The organism is Mediterranea sp. ET5, from assembly GCF_023337025.1.
Classification (GTDB): domain Bacteria; phylum Bacteroidota; class Bacteroidia; order Bacteroidales; family Bacteroidaceae; genus Phocaeicola_A.
Genome location: NZ_JAMBLN010000033.1, coordinates 1 through 22,564, shown reverse-complemented (window position 1 = coordinate 22,564; position 22,564 = coordinate 1). Strand labels below are relative to the sequence as shown.

Below are 22,564 nucleotides of genomic sequence, written 5' to 3'. Positions count from 1 at the left end.
TTTAGATGCGTTCCAACGGACGTATCTTAAAATATTTAACGCGCGATTTTCTAATTGGGACGATTTTGCGAAAATGCGCGTTAGCTGAAAACGATGAATCGGGAAATTGTGATGTTAAGACCGGGAAAATTGTGTCGTTTTGATAAACCGTTCATGGGGAAAATGTAGGGGCGACCGGTCTGGTCGCCCGGTCCAACATATTCAATTAACAATTGATAATTGACAATGGACAATTATCGCCTTGCAGTCACATCCCCACGCCGCAAGGTAATTGTCAATTGTCCATTGTCAATTGTCAATTGTGTTATGTCGCCCCTACATTCACCGCCTTGTGGGTTCATGCCCACGCCGAAGGGGGATTGTCAATGGTCCGTTTCGTCCATGGGAGCGTTGTCCGTGGCACGGATGTTCCGCGTCAGACCCTCGAATTTCGCCCGCTTGACGGCAGAGCCCTTGAAGAGGCGTCGGTAGGTCTCCACGTCCAGACGTTTCCAGTCGGCGCGGCGCATGGCAAGGAGTCCGTCGCGCGGATGCAGGCGCGCCTCGTCCGTCGGACGGGCAAAACGCATCCACGGGCACGCCTGCTGGCAACGGTCGCAACCATAGATGCTGTCACCCAGGCGGGAGGCTGCCTCGGGAGGGATTTCACCGCGGCTCTCGATGGTCAGGTACGACAGGCAGCGACGGGCGTCGAGGTGACGCGGACGGGTCAGTGCGCCCGTCGGACAGGCACGCAGGCAGCGGTCGCACGTGCCGCAGCGCGAGGGCAGCGGCGTGTCATACGTCAGCGTGCAGTCGACCACCAGCTCGCCCAGGAAGAAGGCTGAGCCGGCGTGTGGCAGGATGAGCTGCGTGTGCTTGCCCACCCAGCCCAGTCCGCCACGCCACGCCCAGTAGCGTTCCAGCAGGGGGGCGGTGTCGCAGAAGGCGCGTCCGCTGACCCCGGGCAGCAGGGTGCGGAGGTAGTCCAGGAGCCGGGCAAGCTTGTCCTTCATCACCGTGTGGTAGTCCTCGCCCAGGGCGTACCACGCCAGCCGGTACTCGCCGGGAGGGATGTCACGCGGAGGGAAGTAGTTCAGGGCGACGGACACCACGCTGCGTGCGCCCTCGACGAGGAGCGTCGGGTCGAGCCGCTTGTCGAGGTTTGCCGCCAGGTAGCCCATGTCGGCGTGGCAGCCCTCGTCGATCCAGCGGACGAAGGCATCGCGGTCTGCCACTCCGACGGCCTCCGCCGGGGACACGCCGCATGCAGAAAAGCCGAGGCGCAAGGCTTCGGCTTTCAGCAGTCGGGTATGTGTTTCAGGGGTTGTCATGTCGTTTCGGGGAATGGAGGTTGTCCGTCAGTCGAACACCTTGAACTCGTAGCCCTGCTCCATGAGCCACTCGATGGAGCGCGGCAGGGCGTACATGGTGTTCTCCTTCGACTTGATGGAGTCGTGGAAGGTGATGATGGAGCCGTTGCGGGCGTAGCGTTTGACCTTCTCGAAGACCTGCCGTCCGTTGAGGTGCTTGCTGTAATCGCGTGTCACGAGGTCCCACATCACGATGCGGTAGCGTCGGCGCAACATCTCGTACTGGAGCCAGCGCATGTGTCCGTGTGGCGGACGGAAGAGGTCTGTCTGTATGAGCTCGTTTGCCTTGTCGGTGTTCGCCAGGTAGTTCTTCGTCAGCCACTCGAAGCCCCTCAGGTGGTTGAAGGTGTGGTTGCCCAAGCGGTGTCCGCGTTCCTTAATCATGGCGAACTCGCGCGGATGTTTGCGCACATTGTCCCCAACGAGAAAGAAGGTAGCCTTGATGCCGTAGTGGTCGAGCACGTCGAGCACCCACGGTGTCATCTCGGGGATGGGCCCGTCGTCGAACGTCAGGTAGACTGCCTTGACGGACGGGTCCATGCGCCAGATGGCTTGCGGATAGAGCCAACGTACGATGCGGGGAGGCTGCTCGATGAACATAGGCGTGCTTTACCCTCCGATGCGTTGGCTGAACTGGTGGTAGAGCATCTCGAACTTCTGCTTGTAGGCATCGGCGTAGTCAGGCTTGCTCTTCTCCGCCTGCATGCACTTGACGATTTCGTCGAGCAGGTAGAAGTGGTAGATGCAGTCCTGCGCATAGGCGGCAAGCGTGGGTGAACGCATGCTGAGGTACCAGTTGACATAGGAGAACGACTTGTCGGCGAGCGCCTTGAGGATGGTGTTGCCCTGTTCTGCCTTGCCGAGCGTGAGGTAGTCCTTCGCCAGGTCGAGCGAGCTGTTCTGGTAGTCATAGGGGACGCTGGCAGCGGGGACGACGCAGTCGCAGTATTCGAGCGCCTTGAGTGCCTGTTCGTTCTTACCCTCCTTGAGGAGCTGTCCGGCGAGGATGGCGAAGAGGCGGCGGTGCGTGCCGCACATGCGCAGGATGTTCTCATCCAGGTAGACCGACGGGTCCTCGATGCCTCCGAACTTGAACTTCGTCATGAGGTTGTCGTACATCTTCCGGGAGTCGACGACGTATCCCTTGCCGGGCTCCTGCGGGTATCCGTACTTCCGCCAGTCGAAGGGGGTGATGCGGTAGGCGAGTCCCTCCTGTACGAAGAAGGGGTCCAGGCCCATGTGGTTGTCCGAGCCGACGGTGATGGCGACATAGAGCGGCCGTACCCAGTTGGTCTGGGCGAGCATCTCCAGCATCATGAGTTCGCTCTTGTAGAGGGTCCGTTTGCGGAGGGGTATGTACATCTTGTCGGGCAGGCTGTCCTTGTACTCTTCGGGAATCATCATGCCCGAACGGCGGATGGCGTCCTTGTCGAGGGTGATGTGGACGGTGTCGGTCGGGATGAAGTGGAGGTCTTCGTCCTTGGAGCGCACCCAGTACTTGAGGATGTTCTTGAGTTCGAACGGGTCGTCGCCATACTGTTGGCGTGCGGCCTCGGGGTGTGCCTTATAGATGTCAAGAATCTGTTGCTTCGCTTCCGGTCGGACGGTGATGTATTCGTTCTTTCCGCTGACAAACTCGATACGGTCCCAGGATATCGGCACCGACGGGGAGTCGTAGGCGGGACGCTTCATCTGGTCTATGTACCAGTCGGTCTGCAGGTAGCTCAGGTTGCAGACGCGGGCGTCGGTACGCACTCCTTCGGTCTCTTGGTTATACCACAGGGGGAAGGTGTCGTTGTCGCCGTTGGTGAAGATGATGGGGTTGTTGCCTTCGGGCAGGCTGTTGAGGTAGTTCTGTCCGAAGTCGCGGCAGGTGTAGCGCCCGCTGCGGTCGTGGTCGTCCCAGGTCTGGCTGGCCATCTGCACGGGGACGAGCAGGCACACGACGGAAGCGAGGGCAGCCGCGGTGGTGGCGTTGAGCTTGCGCCGCCGGAGGAATTCGCTGACAGCAGCCACACCCAGTCCGATCCAGATGGCAAAGGCGTAGAACGAGCCTGCATAGGCATAGTCGCGTTCACGCGGCTGGAGCGGCGTCTGGTTGAGGTAGAGCACGATGGCGAGTCCGGTCATGAAGAAGAGGAAGAACACCACCCAGAACTGCTGGATGCCGCGTTGTCCGCGGAAGGCTTGCCAGAGGAGTCCGAGGATGCCCAGCAGGAGCGGCAGGCAGTAGAACACGTTGTGGCCCTTGTTGGCTTTCAGCTCGTCGGGCAGCTTGCTCTGGTCGCCATAGAGGAGGTTGTCGATGAGTGGGATTCCGCTGATCCAGTTGCCGTGCTCCGGCTCCCCGTTGCCCTGGATGTCGTTCTGACGTCCTGCGAAGTTCCAGAGGAAGTAGCGCCAATACATGAAGTTCACCTGGTAGGAGAAGAAGAACTTCAGGTTCTCCCAAGTCGTAGGCATCTTCACCATCACCGGGTTGCCGCACTCGTCGTAGGGGATGAGATGTCCCTTCACGCCATTGACCCACTCTCCCTTCTCGTTGCGGTAGCCTCCGAACCACTGCTCGTAGGCGGCGATATGCTCGTTGGTGCTGCTGTACATGCGGGGGAAGAGCATGTTCTGTGCGTACTTATATTCTGTCTTATGGCGTACTATCTCGTAGCTGTCCTTCTCGTCGGGTGATTCCTTCTCTTTCCGCTGGTAGACGGGAGCTCCCTCCTCGGAGACGGGGACGCAGTACTGCCCCTCGATCTTCAGGGCTACCTTGGAGTTGTAGGCAGGTCCGTAGAACAGTGGGGTATCACCGTACTGTTCGCGGCCGAGGTAGTCGCCCAGGGTGAAGATGTCCTCGGGTGAGTTCTGGTCCATGGGGGGATTGGCGGACGAACGTATCACGATGACGGCATAGGAGGAGTAGCCGATGACCATCATCGTAAGGCAAAGGATGGACGTGTTGAGTGTACGCGGACTGACCATGAGCCGCTTGCCGAACACGCCCCAAAGGCAGGCGCCGACCAGCGCCAGGAACACGATGCCGAAGACGATGCTCTTCACGCCGTGTCCAAAGAAGGGAATGCCCAGCAGGGCTATCGTCAGCAGGAAGGCGATGTTGGCACGCCGCGCACTGGCATAGTTGTAGCTCTCGTAGATCGCCCACACGAGCACGGCGAGCAGGAACACGATGTAGACGATGAGTCCGCTGTTGAACGGCATGCCGAAGGTGTTGACGAAGAGCAGCTCGAACCATCCGCCCACCTTCACGATGCCCGGCACGACGCCGTAGAGCACGACTGCGATGAGCACCATGGAACCGGCGAGGGCGAGCAACGAGCCCTTCACGTTCGCGTTCGGGTTCTTCTTGTAGTAGTAGACGAGTACGATGGCGGAGAGACAAAGGAGGTTGAGCAGGTGCACGCCGATGGAGAGTCCAGTAAGGTAGGCGATGAGCACCAGCCAGCGGTCGCTGTGCGGTTGGTCTGCACAGTCCTCCCACTTGAGTATCAACCAGAACACGACAGCTGTGAACAGGGACGAGTAGGCGTAGACCTCTCCCTCGACCGCACTGAACCAGAACGTGTCGCTGAAGGTGTATGCGAGCGCACCGACGAGTCCGGCACCCATGATGGTCACCAGTTGTCCGGTGGTCATCTTCTCCACACCCGGACAGACGAGCTTGCGCGTCAGGTGGGTGATGCTCCAGAACAGGAACATGATGCAGCCCGCACTGAGCAGTGCCGACATGATGTTGACCATGTACGCCACTTCCGACGGGTCACTGGCAAACTGGGAGAAGAGGTTGGCGGTAAGCATGAAGAAAGGTGCACCGGGCGGGTGACCCACTTCGAGTTTATAACCGGTGGTGATGAACTCCGGGCAGTCCCAGAAACTGGCAGTCGGCTCGACGGTCATGCAGTAGACTACTGCCGCAATGAGGAAGGTGAACCAACCCATCAGGTTGTTGATACGACGGTATTGTCTCATTCAGAATCGTTGTTTGTTAATCTTTTCACACTAAGCCGCAAAGATAGGAAAGAAATGACACAGCCTGCGTGTCTGTCCGCGGCTTTCTTTGTTTAATAAGTTTATTTAACCGATAGGGAGGGGCGGACCTCCGTCTACTCCCGGGAAGAGTCGTCGGCGTGGCAGCAATGGCTCTTCAGTACCCGATGGGGCAGGTTGCCGTGTCCCAGCAGGTCGATGGGACAGCCGAAGTGCTTGTCAATCCATTCCACGGGGACCTCCGTGTCGGGGTGATAGTCGAGTGTCTCGTTGACGCAGGCGATGGTCTTCACCGTCTGCAGGATGGTACCGATGTCGTGGCTCACCAGGATGATGGCACAGCGCCGGTTGATGTCCTCCAACAGCTCGTAGAGCTTCGCCTCGAAACGCTTGTCGATGTACGTGTTCGGCTCGTCGAGGATGACGAGGTCCGGTTGCGAGATGACCGCGCGGCCCAGCAGCGCACGTTGCATCTGTCCGCCGCTGAGTTGTCCGATGGGGCGCCGTTCGAGGCCTTCCAAGCCCATGCGCGACACGACCTCACGGACGCGGGCACGCTGTTCCTCCGTGTAACGGCGCAGGAGTCCCTTCTCGCCGCTCAGTCCGGACAGGATGACCTCTTCCACCGATATGGGGAACTTCTTGTCTATCTGGTTGTACTGCGGCAGGTAGCCCATTTTCAGACCGTCCGTGGGACGCCCGTCGCGGAAGAAGCTGCGCTTGCCGGACAGTGGCGCCAGCAGGCCGAGGATGACCTTGATGAGGGTCGTCTTGCCGCCTCCGTTGGGTCCGATGACGCCCAGGAAGTCGCGGTCATAGACCGTCAGGTTCACGTCGCGCAGGACGACCTTCTGCTCGTAGCCTGCCGTGATATGTTCGAGAGTGAGGATGGGATTCGTTGTCATAGTCGTAGGATAAGATGAATGGCGGCGGGGACACTAGTCGGTTGCCAGCTGCCGGGCGGTCTCCACCAGCTCCTCGTCCCAATGGTAGTTGAGCGGGTTGATGGTCACCAGACGGGCGTCCAGCTCCCGCGCCACCAGCTCGGCGTTGCGGCTGTCGAACTCCCGTTGGACGAAGACCGTGCGGACGCCCTGCTCGCGGCACGTGCGGATGAGCGTCTGCAGGTGGGCGGGCGAAGGCTCCTTGCCGCCTTCCTCCAGGCAGAGCTGCGTCAGTCCGTAGTCACGGGCGAAGTAGGACAGCGCCGGGTGATAGATAAGGAACGCGCGAGGCGCCCCCTCGGACAGGAGACGGCGCACGAGGCTGTCCGTCCGTGTGATGACTCCCTCCAGGCTGTCCAGGCGTGCGGCATACTCCCCGCGGTGCAGGCTGTCCAGCCGGCAGAGGGCGGCACAGACGTTGCGCGCGATGATGCGTGCGTTCGAAGGCGAGTTCCAGAGGTGCGGCTCCACGCCGCCGGCATGGCGGTGCCCCTCGTGCTCATGGTCCGCCTCGCGGATGAGCGGAACGCCCTCCGAGAGGTCGAAGACCTGCATCTGCGGTGCGTTCGCCTCCAGACGGTCCATCCACGCCTGCTCGAAGCCGATGTAGCCGATGCGCAGGTATGCGCGGCTCGCGGCGAGCTCCATCAGCTGGCGCGGTGTCGGGTCATAGGTCTCCGGGCTGCTGCCGGCAGGCACCATGCAGTTCACCTCGAAACGGCCGCCGGCAATCGCCTCGGCGAAGTAGCGCACCGGTTCGAGGGTCACGGTGAGCGTCGGTTTCCCGCCTTCCGCCTCCGCCCCGCCCGGACGGCACGAAGTGCCCGTGAGCAGCAGCAAGGCCAGCAGGAAGCAGTGTGTAAGCACATGTTTCATAAGTCGTCAGTTTGATTGCACAAGGGCGTAACGCCCGTGCAAAGATACGGCGGTTTTCCGACAAGCGGAGCAGGAAGGGCGATTTTTTACGGCAATGCCTCCATCCAGGCAGCGAGGTCGGCGAGTACCTCCGGGCTGATGGTCTCCTCGATGGAGGCGTACTCGGCGGGAAGCCCGGTGGTGCAGTGCTGGAAGAGATGGTTCAGACCGGGGTAGCGCTTCACCGTCACGAGGCGTCCCGGCACGTCGGGCAGGGCGCGGCGGATGGCGTCGGGGTTCACCGTGGCGTCCACCTGCGTGTCGCGTTCCCCGTTGAGCACCAGCACGGGACAGCGGACCGCCTTCAGGTCCGTCTGAGGGTCATGGCGCAGGAAGCCGCGCATCCACGGGGTGCAGAAGGTGCTCAGCTGACGGCGGAGCTGCTCGCGCTCGGCATCGGTCAGCTGACGGCCCGTCTGCCCGCCGTAGAGGGTCACCAGACGGTCGAGCAGCACGTCGGCTGGCAGCTCGCTCTCAGCCAGCGCATACACCTGCTGCAGCAGGCGGCAGAGCGACTCCACGCGCCCCTCGGGCATGCCCTCCAGTCGTGCCAGGTCGGCGTTCTGCCTCAGCAGGATGCTGTCTCCCTTCACGCCCGGACCTGCCAGGGAGACGACGAACGCCACGTCATCCCGTTGTGCGGCGGTGTGGAACGCCATCGCCGCCCCCTCGCTGTGTCCCAGCAGACCGATGCGCGACGGGTCTATCTCCGGACGCGCCTTGAGGTAGTCCATCATGCACGAGGCGTCGGCGGCACCGGTGAGCGTCGTGGCTGACGCGGCACTGCCCGTCGACCGACCCGCTCCCCGGTCGTCACAGCGCAGGACGGCAAAGCCCCGGCGCGTCAGGCAGTCGGCAATGACGGCAAAAGGCTTGTGTTCCATGATGGTCTCGTCACGGTCCTGTGTGCCGCTGCCCGTGAGCAGGATGACCGCCGGACGGGGTTTGCCGCCCTCGGGGAGGGTCAACGTCCCGGCGAGGGTCACGCCCGCGTCCGCACCGGGCAGCGTCACTTCCTCGCTGCGGTAGGGGAAGGGCGGACGGGGTGTCTGCGGACGGCGCACCTGTTCCACGCCCCGGGTCAGGCGCAGCGGAAGCGATGCCGCCCCCTGCTGAAAGGTCCCGTCAATGAGCGAGTCGCCCCGCAGGACCCCGGTGTAGCGGACGCCCAGCGCCGCGACGGTGAAGGTCACGAGCGAGTCCGTCCGTGTGACGGCATCCATGGGGATGCCCCGTGCGCCCTGGTCGGGCGAGTCCAGTGTACCGGACCAGCCTCCGTCCGTCTGCTCGAAATGAGTCACGAGACGCAGCTTCATCGAGCCGACGTCCAGCTTGCCCTGCCAGTCGCCTGCCAGCCCTTGGGCGGACAGACCCCGGACGCAGAGCGTCAGGAGCAGGAAGAGAGTGATGTGCAAGTGTTTCATATCTTATTCATTAGCGATTGGTCAGTGATGATGGCAAAATAGCAAAGAATGAGTGTCGTGCGGTCTCGGGCTGTTCACGTCTCATCCGCGTCTAACACCGCACCGCAATGTCAATTGTCAATTGTCAATCGTCAATTGTCAATTGAACTGGTTGTCAATTGATACCCGTTTCCTGCCAGCGGACGTACCAGCCCTTTCATCTCCAGCCCGAAGAGGGTCGTGCTGAGCTGCTGGACGGAGAGGCCCGTCCCGGCGGACAGGGCGTCGGTGGAGATACCCTCGGGGGACTGGCTCAGACGGTCGACCACCTGACGTTCGTCGTCACTCAGCTCGGTGAAGAGGGAGGGCTGCACGGGCTGTGCCGTCGGCTGACTGCCCACCCAGCCCAATGCCGACGCCAGCTCAAAGGCACTCTGCAGGAGCACCGCCCGCCCTTGGCGTATCAGGTTGTTGCACCCCTCCGAACAGGGGGCGCCCACGGGTCCGGGGAAGGCGAAGCAGGGGCGGTGATAGTCGCCGGCAAGGCGTGCGGTGATGAGTGAACCGCCGCGGGCGGCAGACTCCACGACGACGGTGGCGTCGCTCATGCCGGCGACGATGCGGTTGCGGCGCACGAAGTTCTGACGCTCCGGCTCCGTCCCGACGTGGTACTCCGTCAGCAGACCGCCCCGGCGCACCATCCGCCCGGCATCGCTGCGGTGGGCATAGGGGTAGATGCGGTCGAGTCCGTGTGCCAGCACCCCGACGGTGTCCAGCCGGTTGTCCAGTGCCGCCCGGTGGGCGCTGATGTCCACGCCGTACGCCAGTCCGCTGACCACCAGCACGTCGGGACAGAGCTGGCTCAGCTCGGAGAGGAACCGGGAGCAGAGTTTCTGCCCGTAGTCCGTCACGCGGCGGGTGCCCACGACGGACACCACGCGCGCCCGGTTGAGGGGTGCGGACCCGCAGTAGAAGAGCACCAGCGGGGCGTCGGGCAGCATCCGCATCCGTGCCGGGTATGCCTCGTCGAGGAAGCTCAGGCAGCGGACACGGTGCGCCGCGTCGTAGTCCCACTCCCGGTGCGCCCGTTCGCGCAGGGAGGGGTCGGCGAGCGACGCCCGTGCCTCGTCGGTCAGTCCCTGTACCCGCGGCAGCTCGTCCGGGTGTTCGAGCGCCGCCGCCAGGGAGCCGAAGTGCTCATGGAGCCTCCGCGCGCCGGCGATGCCCACACCCGGTGCGAAGTGGAGCACCAGGGCGGCAAAGGTCTCGCGCTCATTCATGGAGATAGGGGGCAAAGAGTTGGTCGAACAGGGGGCTGTCGCTCAGCCGTCCGTCGATCAGACAGACGGTCTCGACGGTGGCGCGGAGGCTCACCTTCCCGTCGGGCAGACGGAAGATGTCCTGATGGAAGACGTACTTGATGCCCTCCTTGCGCAGGTAGAGCTTCGAGACAAACTCGTCGCCGCTCTTCAACGGCGTCTTGAATGCCATGTTGATGCGTGCCACGACGGGGTCGATGCCTTCGTCGTGCAGGCGTGCAAAGCTGGCGCCGGTGGCGTGCAGGAACTCGTGTCGGGTATGTTCCAGATAGTGTTGGTAATTGGCATTGTTGACGATGCCTTGGAGGTCGCACTCATAGTCGCGCACCTTCATCGTGAGTTCGAAGATGTATTTCTCCATTTTCTGCCTTCATGATTAGTAGGCTACAAACTTACGCTTTTTTTTGTGAAAAGGCAATCGGAGGGGCAAAGCGCAACGTTTCCATTGTCAATTGTCCATTGGAAAGCGGTTGTGTCGTTTTGTCAAAACGTCAAACGAAGCGCGCGAGAAGGGGCTTCGTTGCATCCAAATACGGATTGGTGACCGGAAAGGGCCTTCTCGGGCGATTCGCGAAATACACATTGACGGCACTTTCGCCGGTTTCCTTTCTTTCTGCCTCACCTTCGTGCCTGTTTGTACCCTTTCGTCGGTCTTTTCACACGGACGGACGCAATTTCACACCTTCGAAATCGTACCCCTTTGCGCTCTAAAAAATGAAAACAGGTCCCTGTTTTCGTACGGACGAACGACCACGACGGTGCGGACACGTCCGTACGACGGTAGTCGTTCGTCCGTACGAAGCCAGTCACAGGTGCTTTCGACCGTAGAAATGGGTTCGGCGGATGCCTTTTTTGTGTTAGAAACAGTATAATTATGTGAATAAGGGTTTATTTCGGTGCATTCTGACGGACGTATCTTAAAATATTTAACGCACAATTTTCCAATTGGGACAAAATTGCCAAAATGCGCGTTACCTGAAAACGGCAAATCAGGAAATCGTGATGTTAAAATGGGGGGAATCGTGTCGTTTTGACAAAACGAACAGGCGGGCAATGTAGGGGCGACCGGTCTGCTCGCCCGGTCCAACATATTCAATTAACAATTGATAATTGACAATGGACAATTATCGCCTTGCAGTCACATCCCCCACGCCGCAAGGTAATTGTCAATTGTCCATTGTCAATTGTCAATTGTGTTATGTCGCCCCTACATTCGCCGCCTTGTAGGCATGTCCGCACACCGAAGGGCAATTGTCAATTGTCCATTGTCAATTGTCAATTGAAACGGTGTTTTCGCAAAAAAATACAGATTTAGACCTTATAATATGGTGTAATCTCTCTTTTTTCCTACTTTTGCCGCACGTTAAATTATTAACAAAGACACACATGCAAAAGAATCTGGTCATTGTTGAGTCACCTGCCAAGGCTAAAACCATCGAGAAGTTTCTGGGAAAGGACTATAAAGTGCTCTCCAGTTACGGTCATATCCGCGACCTGAAGAAGAAAGAGTTCAGCATCAATACCGACACCTTCGAACCCGACTATGAAATCCCTGCCGAGAAGAAGAAACTGGTCAGCGAACTCAAACAGGAAGCCAAGAAAGCAGACATGGTGTGGCTTGCGTCCGATGAGGACCGCGAGGGAGAGGCCATCTCCTGGCACCTCTATGAAGTGCTGGGACTGAATCCCGAGCACACCAAGCGCATCGTGTTCCACGAAATCACCAAGAATGCCATCCTGCGGGCCATCGAGCATCCGCGGGACATCGATATCAACCTCGTCAACGCGCAGCAGGCACGACGGGTGCTCGACCGCATCGTCGGCTTCAAGCTCTCGCCCGTGCTCTGGCGGAAGGTCAAGCCTGCCCTCTCTGCGGGACGGGTGCAGTCCGTCGCCGTCCGCCTCATCGTCGAGCGCGAACGGGAAATCCAGGCATTCCACAGCGAAGCGTCCTTCCGTGTGACCGCCGTCTTCTCGACAACCGACGCCGACAGACGGCCCGCCGAGATACGTGCCGAGCTGAACACCCGCTTCAAGACCGAGGACGAGGCGAAGGCATTCCTGGAGAAGTGCCGCCACACGGAGTTCACCGTGCAGGACATCACCACCCGTCCGATGAAAAAGTCGCCGGCACCCCCCTTCACCACCTCCACCCTCCAGCAGGAGGCGGCACGCAAGCTGGGCTTCACCGTGGCGCAGACCATGATGGTCGCCCAACGGCTCTATGAATCCGGATTCATCACCTACATGCGTACCGACTCGGTGAACCTCTCTTCGCTCGCCATCGGCACCAGCCGCGAGGCCATCACACAGCTCATGGGCGAACGCTACGTGCAGACACGTCAGTTCACCACCAAGAGCAAGGGAGCGCAGGAGGCGCACGAGGCCATCCGCCCGACCTACATGGAGCACCAGACCATCGAGGCGGACTCGGCGGAACGGCGGCTCTATGACCTCATCTGGAAGCGCACCATCGCCTCCCAGATGGCGGACGCCGAACTGGAGAAGACCACGGCAACCATCGCCCTCACGGGCATGAGCGAGACCTTCGTCGCCACGGGCGAAGTGGTGACCTTCGACGGTTTCCTGCGTGTCTACCGCGAGTCGCTCGACGACGAGGAGACGGAAGACGAGAGCCGCCTGCTGCCCCCGCTCAAGAAGGGCCAGAAGCTCGACTGCGGACGCATCGTGGCTCAGGAACGCTTCACGCAGCACCCGCCGCGCTACACCGAGGCGAGCCTCGTGCGCAAGCTCGAGGAGCTGGGCATCGGACGCCCGTCGACCTACGCTCCGACCATCTCCACCATCCAGCAGCGCGGCTACGTCGAGAAGGGCGACAAGCCCGGCGAGGAACGTACCTACAAGGTCCTCACCCTGAGCGGAGGGCGACTCACCACCGCCACGCGGAGCGAGACCGCCGGCAGCGAGAAGGGCAAGCTGCTGCCTACCGACGTGGGTACGGTGGTCAACGACTTCCTGCTGCAATACTTCCCCGGAATCATGGACTACAACTTCACCGCCAGCGTGGAAAAGGAGTTTGACGAGGTAGCCGAGGGCGACAAGCAGTGGACCACGCTCATCCGCCAGTTCTACGGCGAGTTCGAACCGATGGTCGAGCAGACCCTTGCCGTGAAGACCGAGCACAAGGTGGGCGAACGCGAACTGGGCACCGACCCCGTCAGCGGCCGTCCGGTGTTCGTGAAAATCGGACGCTTCGGTCCCGTGGTACAGATTGGTTCGGCGGACGACGAGGAGAAGCCCCGCTTCGCGCAAATCAACAAGGGTCAGTCCATCGAGACCATCACGCTCGACGAGGCGCTGGAGCTGTTCAAGCTGCCCCGCACGCTCGACGACTACGAGGGCAAGCCGGTCATCATCGGGACGGGCAAGTTCGGTCCGTACGTGCGTCACGACGGGAAGTTCATCTCCCTGCCGAAGGGCGCCGACCCCATGACCTTCAGCTACGACGAGGCCGTGGAGCTAATCCTTGCCAAGCGTGCCGCCGAGGCGCAGAAGCACATCAAGCGCTTTGACGAGGAACCGGAGCTGGAGATTCTCAACGGACGCTACGGTCCCTACATCACCTACAAGGGCAACAACTACCGTCTGCCCAAGACACTGAAGGTGGAACCCAAGGACCTGGAGCTTGCCGACTGCCTTGCCATCATCAAGGAGCAGGACGAGAAACCCGCCTCGACGAAGGGCCGCCGGTTCGCCAAGCGCAAGTGAGCCTTCCCCGACGGAGGGGAGACCGTCCGCCTGCACACCGGCGGAGAGAACAACCAACAGACACCAAACAACCCTGACGCACCCACCGTGCGTCCCTACAACATACGTAATGACAAGAATCATCCTGATCGGGTACATGGGCTCCGGCAAGACAACGCTGGGCAACGCCCTTGCCCGGGAGTTGGGCCTGCCCTTCTTCGACCTCGACTGGTACATCGAGAACCGTTTCTGCCGCACCGTGACCCGGCTCTTCGAGGAACGGGGTGAAGAGGGCTTCCGCCGCATCGAGCACGAGATGCTCCACGAGGTGGCGGAGTTTGAGGACGTGGTGATTGCTGCCGGCGGCGGCACTCCCTGCTTCTTCGACAACATCGACTACATGAACCGCCAGGCACAGACCGTCTACCTGAAGGCGACGCCCGAGGTGCTCTTCCGCCACCTGCTGCCGGGCAGGCAGAAGCGCCCCCTGCTCGCCGGCAAGACCGACGAGGAGATGCGTGCCTACATCGCCGAGTCGCTCGCCCGGCGGGCACCGTTCTACGAGCGTGCCAACTACATCTTCGACGTGAACCTGCTGGAGACCCGCCAGCAGATACAAGCGTCACTCGAACAATTGCGAACTATGTTAAACCTATAAAACAAACACTTACACAGACTAGAAATGAGAAAATGGCGTATTGAGGACTCCGAAGAGCTCTACAACATCACAGGTTGGGGCACTTCCTACTTCGGTATCAACGAGAAGGGACATGTCGTAGTCACCCCCCGCAAGGACGGCGTCAGCGTCGACCTGAAGGAACTCATGAACGAGCTCCAGCTGCGTGACATGTCAGCCCCGGTGCTGGTCCGCTTCCCGGACATCCTGGACAACCGCATCGAGAAGACTGCCCGCTGCTTCCAGATTGCCTCCGAGGAATACGGATACAAGGCGCAGAACTTCATCATCTACCCCATCAAGGTCAACCAGATGCGCCCCGTGGTGGAAGAAATCATCAGCCACGGCAAGAAGTTCAACCTCGGACTGGAGGCAGGCTCGAAGCCTGAGCTGCATGCGGTGATAGCCATGAACACCGACAGCGACTCGCTCATCATCTGCAACGGCTACAAGGACGAGAGCTACATCGAGCTCGCCCTGCTCGCCCAGAAGATGGGCAAGCGCATCTTCCTCGTCGTGGAGAAGATGAACGAGCTCCAGCTCATAGCCCGCCTTGCCAAGCAGCTGAACGTACGACCGAACCTGGGCATACGCATCAAGCTCGCCTCGTCGGGCAGCGGCAAGTGGGAAGAGAGCGGCGGCGACGCCAGCAAGTTCGGACTCACGTCGAGCGAACTGCTCGAAGCGCTGCAAATCCTGGAGGAGAAGGACATGAAGGACTGCCTGCGCCTCATCCACTTCCACATCGGTAGCCAGATCACCAAGATACGCCGCATCAAGACTGCCCTGCGCGAGGCTTCGCAGTTCTATGTGCAGCTGCACGCCATGGGCTTCAACGTGGAGTTCGTCGACATCGGCGGAGGCCTGGGCGTGGACTATGACGGGACACGCTCGTCGAGCAGCGAAAGCAGCGTGAACTACTCCATCCAGGAGTACGTCAACGACTCCATATCGACCTTTGTCGACGTCGCCGACAAGAACAACATCCCCCACCCGAACATCATCACCGAGAGCGGACGCGCCCTGACCGCCCACCACTCGGTGCTCATCTTCGAGGTGCTCGAAACGGCGAGCCTGCCCGAGATGGACGAGGAGTGGGAGGTCAGCCCCGACGACCACGAGCTGGTGCAGGAGCTGTACGACATCTGGGACAACCTCAACCAGAGCCGCATGCTCGAAGCCTGGCACGACGCGCAGCAGATACGCGAGGAGGCACTCGACCTCTTCAGCCACGGCATCGTCGACCTGAAGACGCGCGCGCAAATCGAGCGTCTCTACTGGTCGGTCACCCGTGAGATACACCAGATGGCGCAACGCCTGAAGCATGCCCCCGAGGAACTTCACTCGCTGGGAAAACTGTTGGCGGACAAGTACTTCTGCAACTTCTCGCTCTTCCAATCACTGCCTGACTCGTGGGCTATCGACCAGCTGTTCCCCATCATGCCCATCCAGCGCCTCGACGAACGCCCCGACCGCTCCGCGACGTTGCAGGACATCACGTGCGACTCGGACGGGAAGATTGCGAACTTCATCTCGACCCGCAACATCTCGAACTTCCTCCCCGTGCATTCGCTCAAGGGGAAGGACCCATATTATATAGGTGTATTCCTCGTGGGTGCCTACCAGGAGATACTGGGCGACCTCCACAACCTCTTCGGTGACACGAACGCCGTACACATCAGCGTGAACGACAAGGGCTACAGCATCGACCAGCTCATCGATGGCGAGACCGTGGCAGAGGTGCTGGACTACGTGCAGTACAGCCCCAAAAAGCTCGTCCGCACCCTGGAGACCTGGGTCACCAAGTCCGTGAAGGCAGGAAAGATTTCATTGGAGGAGGGTAAGGAGTTCCTCTCCAACTACCGCTCCGGGCTTTACGGGTACACGTACCTGGAGTAGGCGGCAAGCATTCACTGACCCTTACACTCATTAACTAAACAGGATTCCATGCCCTCACTAACCCTCATCAAAGTAGGCGGAAAGATTGTAGAGGAGGCTTCCAGCCTCCAACGCCTGCTCACCGACTTCGCCGCCATCAGCGGGCACAAACTGCTCGTACATGGTGGCGGACGCTCGGCCACCCGGATTGCCGAACAGCTCGGCATCGAAAGCCGCATGGTCGACGGACGCCGCATCACCGACGCCGAAACCCTCCGCGTGGTCACGATGGTCTACGGCGGACTCGTCAACAAGAACATTGTCGCCGGACTCCAGGCACGCGGCGTGAACGCCCTGGGACTGACCGGAGCCGACATGGACGTCATCCGCTCGGTGAAACGCCCCGTGAAAGACATCGACTATGGCTACGTGGGCGACGTCGAGCGGGTGGACGCCCGTCTGCTGGGCGACCTCATTGCCCGCGGCGTAGTCCCCGTCATGGCTCCCCTGACACACGATGGTGCCGGGAACCTGCTCAACACCAACGCCGACACCATCGCCTCAGAGACAGCCCGGGCACTCGCTGCCCGGTTTGACGTGACGCTGGTCTACTGCTTCGAGAAGAAAGGCGTGCTGCGCGACCCCGACGACGAGGACAGCGTCATCCCCAGCCTCAACCGCCGGAGCTTCGAGGCACTCACCGCCGACGGCACCATCGCCGGCGGCATGATACCCAAGATTGAGAATGCCCTCGCCGCCATCGAAGCCGGCGTGAAGCGCGTCATCATCACACGCGCCGACGCCATCGACGGGCGCTCCGGCACCCTCATCCAGGCTTAAGCAAAAAAAAATCACCCATCCCCTGTAACTTTTCAGCCGGTCGACCGTCATCTATATAGAAACACGATGCAAGCTATCAACTTCCGAAACGATATCCTGCCGCTTAAGGACAAGCTCTTCAGGCTGGCACTCCGCATCACCATGAACAGTGCGGAAGCAGAAGATGTCGTACAGGACACGATGCTGCGGGTGTGGGGACGCCGCGATGAGTGGGAAGGCATGGAGTCGGTGGAGGCTTACTGCCTCACGGTCTGCCGGAATCTCGCCATCGACCGGAGCCAGCTCAAGGAATCCCAAAACGAGGAACTGACCGAGAGCAATGCCAACACCCCCGACAGTGCCGACCCCTACTCGCTCTGCGTACGCAATGAGCAGATGGCGCTCATCCACCGCCTCATCAGCGGGCTGCCCGAGAAGCAGCGCACCATCCTCCAGCTGCGGGACGTCGAAGGGAAAAGCTACAAGGAGATAGCCGACATCGTCGGCGTGAGCGAAGAGCAAGTAAAAGTCAACCTGTTCCGCGCCCGCCAGAAGATAAAACAACAATACACCGAAATAAACGACTATGGACTATAAGTATATTGAACAGTTACTCGAACGCTATTGGGCTTGCGAAACCTCCGTGGAGGAAGAGCAAATCTTGCGTGCCTTCTTCCGGCAGAAAGAAGTACCTGCTCATTTGCTTCCCTACAAGAGTCTGTTTTCCTACGAAGATGCAGCTGCGGACCTGCACCTGGGCGAAGACTTTGACGAGCGCATCCTCGCGCAGGTCGAACGTCCGAGCGTCAAGGCACGCCGCCTCCCGATGCGCCGCCGCATGATGCCCCTCTTCAAGGCAGCCGCCGTCGTTGCCGTCATGCTGTCGCTGGGCACGGTCGCCCAGCACTCCTTTGACCGCAGCCGACAGACCGACTACAACTACGACGCTTACCAGGACACCTACACCGACCCGCAGTCGGCCTATGGGACCGTCTCGGAGGCATTGCAGATCGTGTCGGAGAGTTTCCAGAAATCGCAGGTGCATGACAGTGACAGCGTCGCCGACACCGCCCCTAAACAGGCAGTCCAATGAGACGCACATGGCTCACCGTGTGTCTGCTGGCACTCATCGCCACAGGCACGCAGGCACAGGACTTCGCCTCACGTTACATGGCGGAGCATGAGGGCGACAGCCTCCTGCACTGCATCAGCGTCAGTCCGAAGATGATGGAGGAGATTCTCGACCACGGCATCGGTGAAAACGACACGACCGGAATGGCGGACATCATCTCGCGCCTGAAGAGCATGCAGATTGTCAATGCCGGCAGGCAGGGCAAGACCTACTTCAAGCATGCCGAAGAGATGGCACGAAAGAACTCCGCCCGCTTTAAGGAACTGGCTTCGTATGACGAAGGGAAGGACCACTGCCGCATCTTCGTCCGCGAGCACAAGACCGAGATTGTCGAGCTGGTGCTGCTCCGCCAGGTAGGGAAACAGTTCACGGTCATCAACTTCACCGGCGACATGAACCACGCGTTCATCCGGCAGCTTACGCACACGATGGTGCCCGCCGCCGCCACAAGCCGGAAGGAGTGAGAACAAGGAATTTTATTTGCTTTATTATAGAAACAATTCATTTGCTTAAGACTGTAAACAATTCATGCTTACAAGAACAAAGAATAACGAGGCTGTGAAGTTTCAATTCTCTCAACATTTGTAGAATACAATACCCTGACGGACTACCGCGTGAGCAGTGGTCCGTCAGAGTTTTTATGCGTACCTTTGCACCGCTATGGCAGAACTGTTCAGAATCACCGACTCCGAGTTCGGCACCGTCTACATCCGCATCAACCGACGGGCGCGCCGGCTCATCCTCCGTATCGAATCCAACGGACACATCGTCGTCACCGTACCTCCCGGCACGCTCGAAGCACGCATCCGCCTGTTCCTCGACTCCTGTCGCACGGAAGTCAGGCAGCGGCTGCAACAGCTGCGCCCCTCCACCTTCGTCGATCCGGACTTCCGCATCGACGCCCCGCTCTTCCGCTTCCACGTGGAGTATGGCGGAAGCAAGGGGTTCCAGATGCGCAGCCGCGAGGGCGACTTCACGCTGCTCTGTCCGCCCGGCACCGACTTCCATGACAAAGGCATGCAGCCGTGGCTGCGCGGCATCATCCAGGAGACATTGCGCCGACGTGCCAAAGAGGTGCTTCCACCACGCATCCGCCTCCTGTCGGAGCAGGCAGGACTTCCCTTCCAAAGCGTGAAAATCAATACGAGCAAAGGCCGTTGGGGCAGCTGTTCCGCACGTCGGGACATCAACCTGTCCTGCTCGCTCGTGCTCCTGCCCGAGCACCTGGTCGACTATGTCATCCTCCACGAGCTGTGCCACACCGTGGAGATGAACCACAGCCCCCGCTTCTGGGCACTGCTCGACAAACTGGTCCACGGCAAGTCCGACGCCCTGCGCACCGAACTGAAGGGGTACACTACGTTTAATCCATGAAAGGGAAAGGGAAGGGGGAAGGACGGCCAGGAAGAAAGAAAAAACGACCACATCAGATAATATTTGCTTCCCATCCACAAAAAAAGCACCCGATATTTGCTTTTCTAGCACAAACTGAATACTTTTGGAGCCGCATGGATATCCATCCTGTGTATCCAGACGTATCATCCAAAGTTTAGTAAGAAACCTATGAAGGAGAATTATAGAAAGGGAAAGATGTGTGTTCCCCATTCATACATCATACGAACATGTACACCAGACCAAACCGGTGCACTGCCTTAATCATCCCTGCGGCAACATAGCTCTCTCCTCCCCAGCGAACAAGTCCCCAGCATATTCAATCCTATCCTTTCATCATATGAAGAATTACAAACTCTCAGCCATCACGGCTTTGTGCTCCCTCACCTTCGGAGCATTCAACACTACCCTCCATGCTCAACAGCACAGTTACACCATCCAAGGTTCAATAGACCCTGCATACCAAGGGAAAATCTACCTGGTCGATGAGACAAACCGTCAGTACGTGCCCATTGACAGTACCGAAGTCAAGGATGGACACTACACCTTCAGCGGTTCACATGTCGAACATCCCCGACTCGCCTTCATCATGACCAATGCGTCCTACGGTCGCCGCACCTGTCCCTTCTTCCTGGAAGACGGCACCACCCGTATCAAAACAGGCAACCCCGCCTATATCTATACCAGCGACCTGGGTGGCACACTCGACAATGCCATCTTCCATGCCTACCGTGCCGACATCACCTATTCGACCAAGGACAGCGTGGTGAACGCCGCACTCATCGAAGCCTACCTGACCCCTAATCTCAGCCAGGAAGAACAATCGGCACGTTTCGAGCAACGGTCCAAGTCGAGCACGGCGCGTGCACGCGCCATCACCCGGACGTATTACGAACGCTACAAACAGCAGCCTTTCGGTCTGATGCTACTGCGCAATACGCTTGCCGGCAGCATGACGGCCGATGAATTACGTCAGGAAGTGGCAGCAGTAACCCCTCACTTCACCGAGCATCCCTACATCAGTGAACTGCAGGCCATGTGTGCAGCCAAGTCCGTCAGCATCGGCGCTCCGGCTCCCGATTTTGAGTCAACCGACGCTACCGGCAAGTCCATCCGCCTGTCCGACTTCAAGGGGCAGTATGTCCTGCTCGACTTCTGGGCTTCCTGGTGCGGTCCGTGCCGCCGGGAAATCCCTTACATCCAGGCAGCTCATCGCAAATACGGTGAACGCCTGACCATTCTCAGCGTGTCACTGGATAGCAAGAAAGACGCATGGCTACAAGCCGTACAAACACTCGACATGCCATGGCACCACGTGTGCGACTTGAAAGCGTGGGGCAGTGATGCAGCCGTAAAATACGATGTCAACGCCATTCCAAAGACCTTCCTTATCGGTCCGGACGGACTGCTGATTGCCACCGGTCTGCGCGGCGAAGCATTGGAGCGCACACTAACCAAACACTTGAGCAAATAAACAGGCACTCCCCGAATCTTCCTATCCTTAAAATACCATTATCATGAAGCACAAGCCTATTCTCTATTCAGGCATGTTGTGCCTTGCCCTGTCCGTCACCCCGTTTCCGGTGTCGGCACAGCAACCACAGTCCAACAGCCCACAACAGGAACAGCAAGTGATGGTCCTGTCCGGAACAATCACCGATGCCGAGACCAGCGAACGACTCATCGGTGCCAACATCTATCCGGAAAAACAGAAAGGTGGCGGCACCGTAACCAACGTACAGGGCCAGTTCCGGCTGACAGTCCCCAAAGGTACCCAAGCCATACTCATCTCCTACGTAGGCTACGAGACACAACGCATCGACTTACGACGGCTCAAGAATCCAAGTAACCTGCGCATCCGTCTCGTTCCCAACAGTCAGATAACCCAGGAAGTCGTCGTCACCGGCATACAGAAACGCAGCACGGAAAGCTTCACGGGCGAATATGTACGGGTGAGCGAAGACGACCTGCTCAAGCGCAATCCCAACAACCTGCTCATGGCCTTACAGCAGTTTGACCCCTCATTCCGCGTCATGGAAAATCAGGAAATGGGCTCTGACCCGAACAGTATGCCGGAGTTCCGCATCCGTGGAGACGTGCAGCTGGGCAACAACGGTGCCGGTCTGGAACGCGACGCCCAACAGATGCAGATGTTCATCAACGGTTACGCCAACATACCCAACATGCCGCTCTTCGTGCTCGACGGCTTCCAAGTGTCCATCGAAACCATCATGAACCTGGAACCTGAGCGCATCAGCGAAGTAGTTATCCTGAAAGATGCTGCCGCAACAGCCATCTACGGCTCAAAAGCTTCTAACGGTGTTGTAGTCTTCGAAACAAAGAAACCGCTTGCCGGACGCTTACGCTTCACATATGCAAACAACATCGGCGTAACCTATCCCGACCTGACCGACTTCAACCTGATGAATGCAGAGGAGAAACTGGAGACCGAATGGAAAGCCGGCTTTTTCCATACGGACAATGCCGAGCAGATGAACACTTACAACCGTTATCGCCGATACATCGAAGAAGGGGTGGACACCTACTGGCTCTCACAACCGTTGCGCACAGCCATTACCCAACGGCACACCCTTTCGGCTGAGGGAGGCGACGATGCATTCCGCTACCGCCTCAGTGCATCGGACATGTACATGCCCGGCGTGATGAAAGGCTCCTCGCGCGACAACAAGTCACTGAGCCTGACACTAACCTACCGCTATGGGAAGCTGAACATCTCCAACCAGACACGGGTGAACTCCACAACCACCAAGGAGTCTCCCTACGGACAGTTCTCCCGCTACGCACAGCTCAATCCCTACTATCCCATACGCGACGAAGAAGGGAAGTACACCAATATCCTCGACTCCAAGGCTATCGCCGTTGGCAGATCCCGTATCAACATCTACAATCCACTTTACAACACACAATTCCCCAACAAAGAGGAAGGCGAGATATTCACCTTCTCCAACCAGCTTTCGCTGGAATATGCCTTCCTGCCCAACTTACGCCTGATGGGCGAGGTAA

18 protein-coding genes are annotated in these 22,564 nt (G+C 59.3%); 10 read left to right on the top strand and 8 right to left on the bottom strand.

Annotated elements, in window-relative coordinates; all coding sequences use genetic code 11:
* Positions 1 to 362: 362 nt before the first annotated feature.
* The 8 genes from queG to M3087_RS13965 all read right to left on the bottom strand — a co-directional run bounded on the left by queG (position 363) and on the right by M3087_RS13965 (position 10,296).
* Positions 363 to 1,313: a tRNA epoxyqueuosine(34) reductase QueG gene (gene queG / locus M3087_RS14000; RefSeq protein ID WP_249096741.1), complete on the bottom strand. Its 951-nt coding sequence runs from the start codon at positions 1,311 to 1,313 to the stop codon at positions 363 to 365.
* A 27-nt stretch (positions 1,314 to 1,340) separates the two neighbouring features.
* The gene (locus M3087_RS13995; RefSeq protein ID WP_022383457.1) at positions 1,341 to 1,952 is read right to left on the bottom strand and encodes a polysaccharide deacetylase family protein; all 612 of its coding nucleotides are present in this window, start codon (positions 1,950 to 1,952) and stop codon (positions 1,341 to 1,343) included.
* 9 nt (positions 1,953 to 1,961) lie between these two features.
* Complete coding sequence (locus M3087_RS13990; protein ID WP_249096738.1) at positions 1,962 to 5,336, bottom strand: protein O-mannosyl-transferase family; 3,375 nt, start codon at positions 5,334 to 5,336, stop codon at positions 1,962 to 1,964.
* Between the two features lie 134 nt (positions 5,337 to 5,470).
* Positions 5,471 to 6,259 (bottom strand): metal ABC transporter ATP-binding protein, encoded by a 789-nt coding sequence (locus M3087_RS13985; RefSeq protein ID WP_249096736.1) that lies wholly within the window; start codon positions 6,257 to 6,259, stop codon positions 5,471 to 5,473.
* A 33-nt stretch (positions 6,260 to 6,292) separates the two neighbouring features.
* The gene (locus M3087_RS13980; RefSeq protein ID WP_249096734.1) at positions 6,293 to 7,174 is read right to left on the bottom strand and encodes a metal ABC transporter solute-binding protein, Zn/Mn family; all 882 of its coding nucleotides are present in this window, start codon (positions 7,172 to 7,174) and stop codon (positions 6,293 to 6,295) included.
* An 86-nt stretch (positions 7,175 to 7,260) separates the two neighbouring features.
* The gene (locus M3087_RS13975; protein ID WP_249096731.1) at positions 7,261 to 8,637 is read right to left on the bottom strand and encodes an alpha/beta hydrolase family protein; all 1,377 of its coding nucleotides are present in this window, start codon (positions 8,635 to 8,637) and stop codon (positions 7,261 to 7,263) included.
* Between the two features lie 131 nt (positions 8,638 to 8,768).
* On the bottom strand, positions 8,769 to 9,896 hold the full coding sequence (gene dprA / locus M3087_RS13970) for a DNA-processing protein DprA (RefSeq protein WP_249096729.1): 1,128 nt from the start codon (positions 9,894 to 9,896) through the stop codon (positions 8,769 to 8,771).
* Positions 9,889 to 10,296, bottom strand: a complete 408-nt coding sequence (locus tag M3087_RS13965; protein WP_022383604.1) for an acyl-CoA thioesterase — start codon at positions 10,294 to 10,296, stop codon at positions 9,889 to 9,891. Before M3087_RS13965 ends, dprA begins: the two co-directional genes overlap by 8 nt.
* Before the next feature lie 1,025 nt (positions 10,297 to 11,321).
* On the opposite strand from M3087_RS13965, the gene topA reads away from it, so the two are divergent.
* The 10 genes from topA to M3087_RS13915 form a co-directional block, all read left to right on the top strand.
* A complete protein-coding gene (gene topA, locus M3087_RS13960; protein ID WP_249096726.1) occupies positions 11,322 to 13,664 on the top strand; it encodes a type I DNA topoisomerase in 2,343 nt (780 codons plus the stop codon).
* A gap of 109 nt (positions 13,665 to 13,773) precedes the next feature.
* A complete protein-coding gene (locus M3087_RS13955; RefSeq protein WP_249096722.1) occupies positions 13,774 to 14,301 on the top strand; it encodes a shikimate kinase in 528 nt (175 codons plus the stop codon).
* Positions 14,302 to 14,325: 24 nt separating this feature from the next.
* Complete coding sequence (speA, locus tag M3087_RS13950; protein WP_249096719.1) at positions 14,326 to 16,218, top strand: biosynthetic arginine decarboxylase; 1,893 nt, start codon at positions 14,326 to 14,328, stop codon at positions 16,216 to 16,218.
* A gap of 48 nt (positions 16,219 to 16,266) precedes the next feature.
* On the top strand, positions 16,267 to 17,037 hold the full coding sequence (argB, locus tag M3087_RS13945; RefSeq protein ID WP_249096710.1) for an acetylglutamate kinase: 771 nt from the start codon (positions 16,267 to 16,269) through the stop codon (positions 17,035 to 17,037).
* Between the two features lie 66 nt (positions 17,038 to 17,103).
* Complete coding sequence (locus M3087_RS13940) at positions 17,104 to 17,613, top strand: RNA polymerase sigma factor (protein ID WP_249096708.1); 510 nt, start codon at positions 17,104 to 17,106, stop codon at positions 17,611 to 17,613.
* Entirely contained in the window at positions 17,603 to 18,109 is a 507-nt protein-coding gene (locus M3087_RS13935; RefSeq protein ID WP_249096705.1) for a hypothetical protein, read from the top strand. The genes M3087_RS13940 and M3087_RS13935 overlap by 11 nt, the downstream gene beginning before the upstream one ends.
* Positions 18,106 to 18,612 carry a DUF4252 domain-containing protein gene (locus tag M3087_RS13930; protein WP_249096702.1) on the top strand — a complete coding sequence of 169 codons (507 nt, stop codon included), beginning with the start codon at positions 18,106 to 18,108 and terminating at the stop codon, positions 18,610 to 18,612. The genes M3087_RS13935 and M3087_RS13930 overlap by 4 nt, the downstream gene beginning before the upstream one ends.
* A gap of 196 nt (positions 18,613 to 18,808) precedes the next feature.
* On the top strand, positions 18,809 to 19,522 hold the full coding sequence (locus tag M3087_RS13925; RefSeq protein ID WP_249096700.1) for a M48 family metallopeptidase: 714 nt from the start codon (positions 18,809 to 18,811) through the stop codon (positions 19,520 to 19,522).
* Between the two features lie 358 nt (positions 19,523 to 19,880).
* Positions 19,881 to 21,014, top strand: a complete 1,134-nt coding sequence (locus M3087_RS13920; protein ID WP_249096698.1) for a TlpA disulfide reductase family protein — start codon at positions 19,881 to 19,883, stop codon at positions 21,012 to 21,014.
* Positions 21,015 to 21,057: 43 nt separating this feature from the next.
* Positions 21,058 to 22,564, top strand: a 1,507-nt coding sequence (locus M3087_RS13915; RefSeq protein WP_249096695.1) for a carboxypeptidase-like regulatory domain-containing protein, incomplete at its 3' end; no start/stop codon positions are given.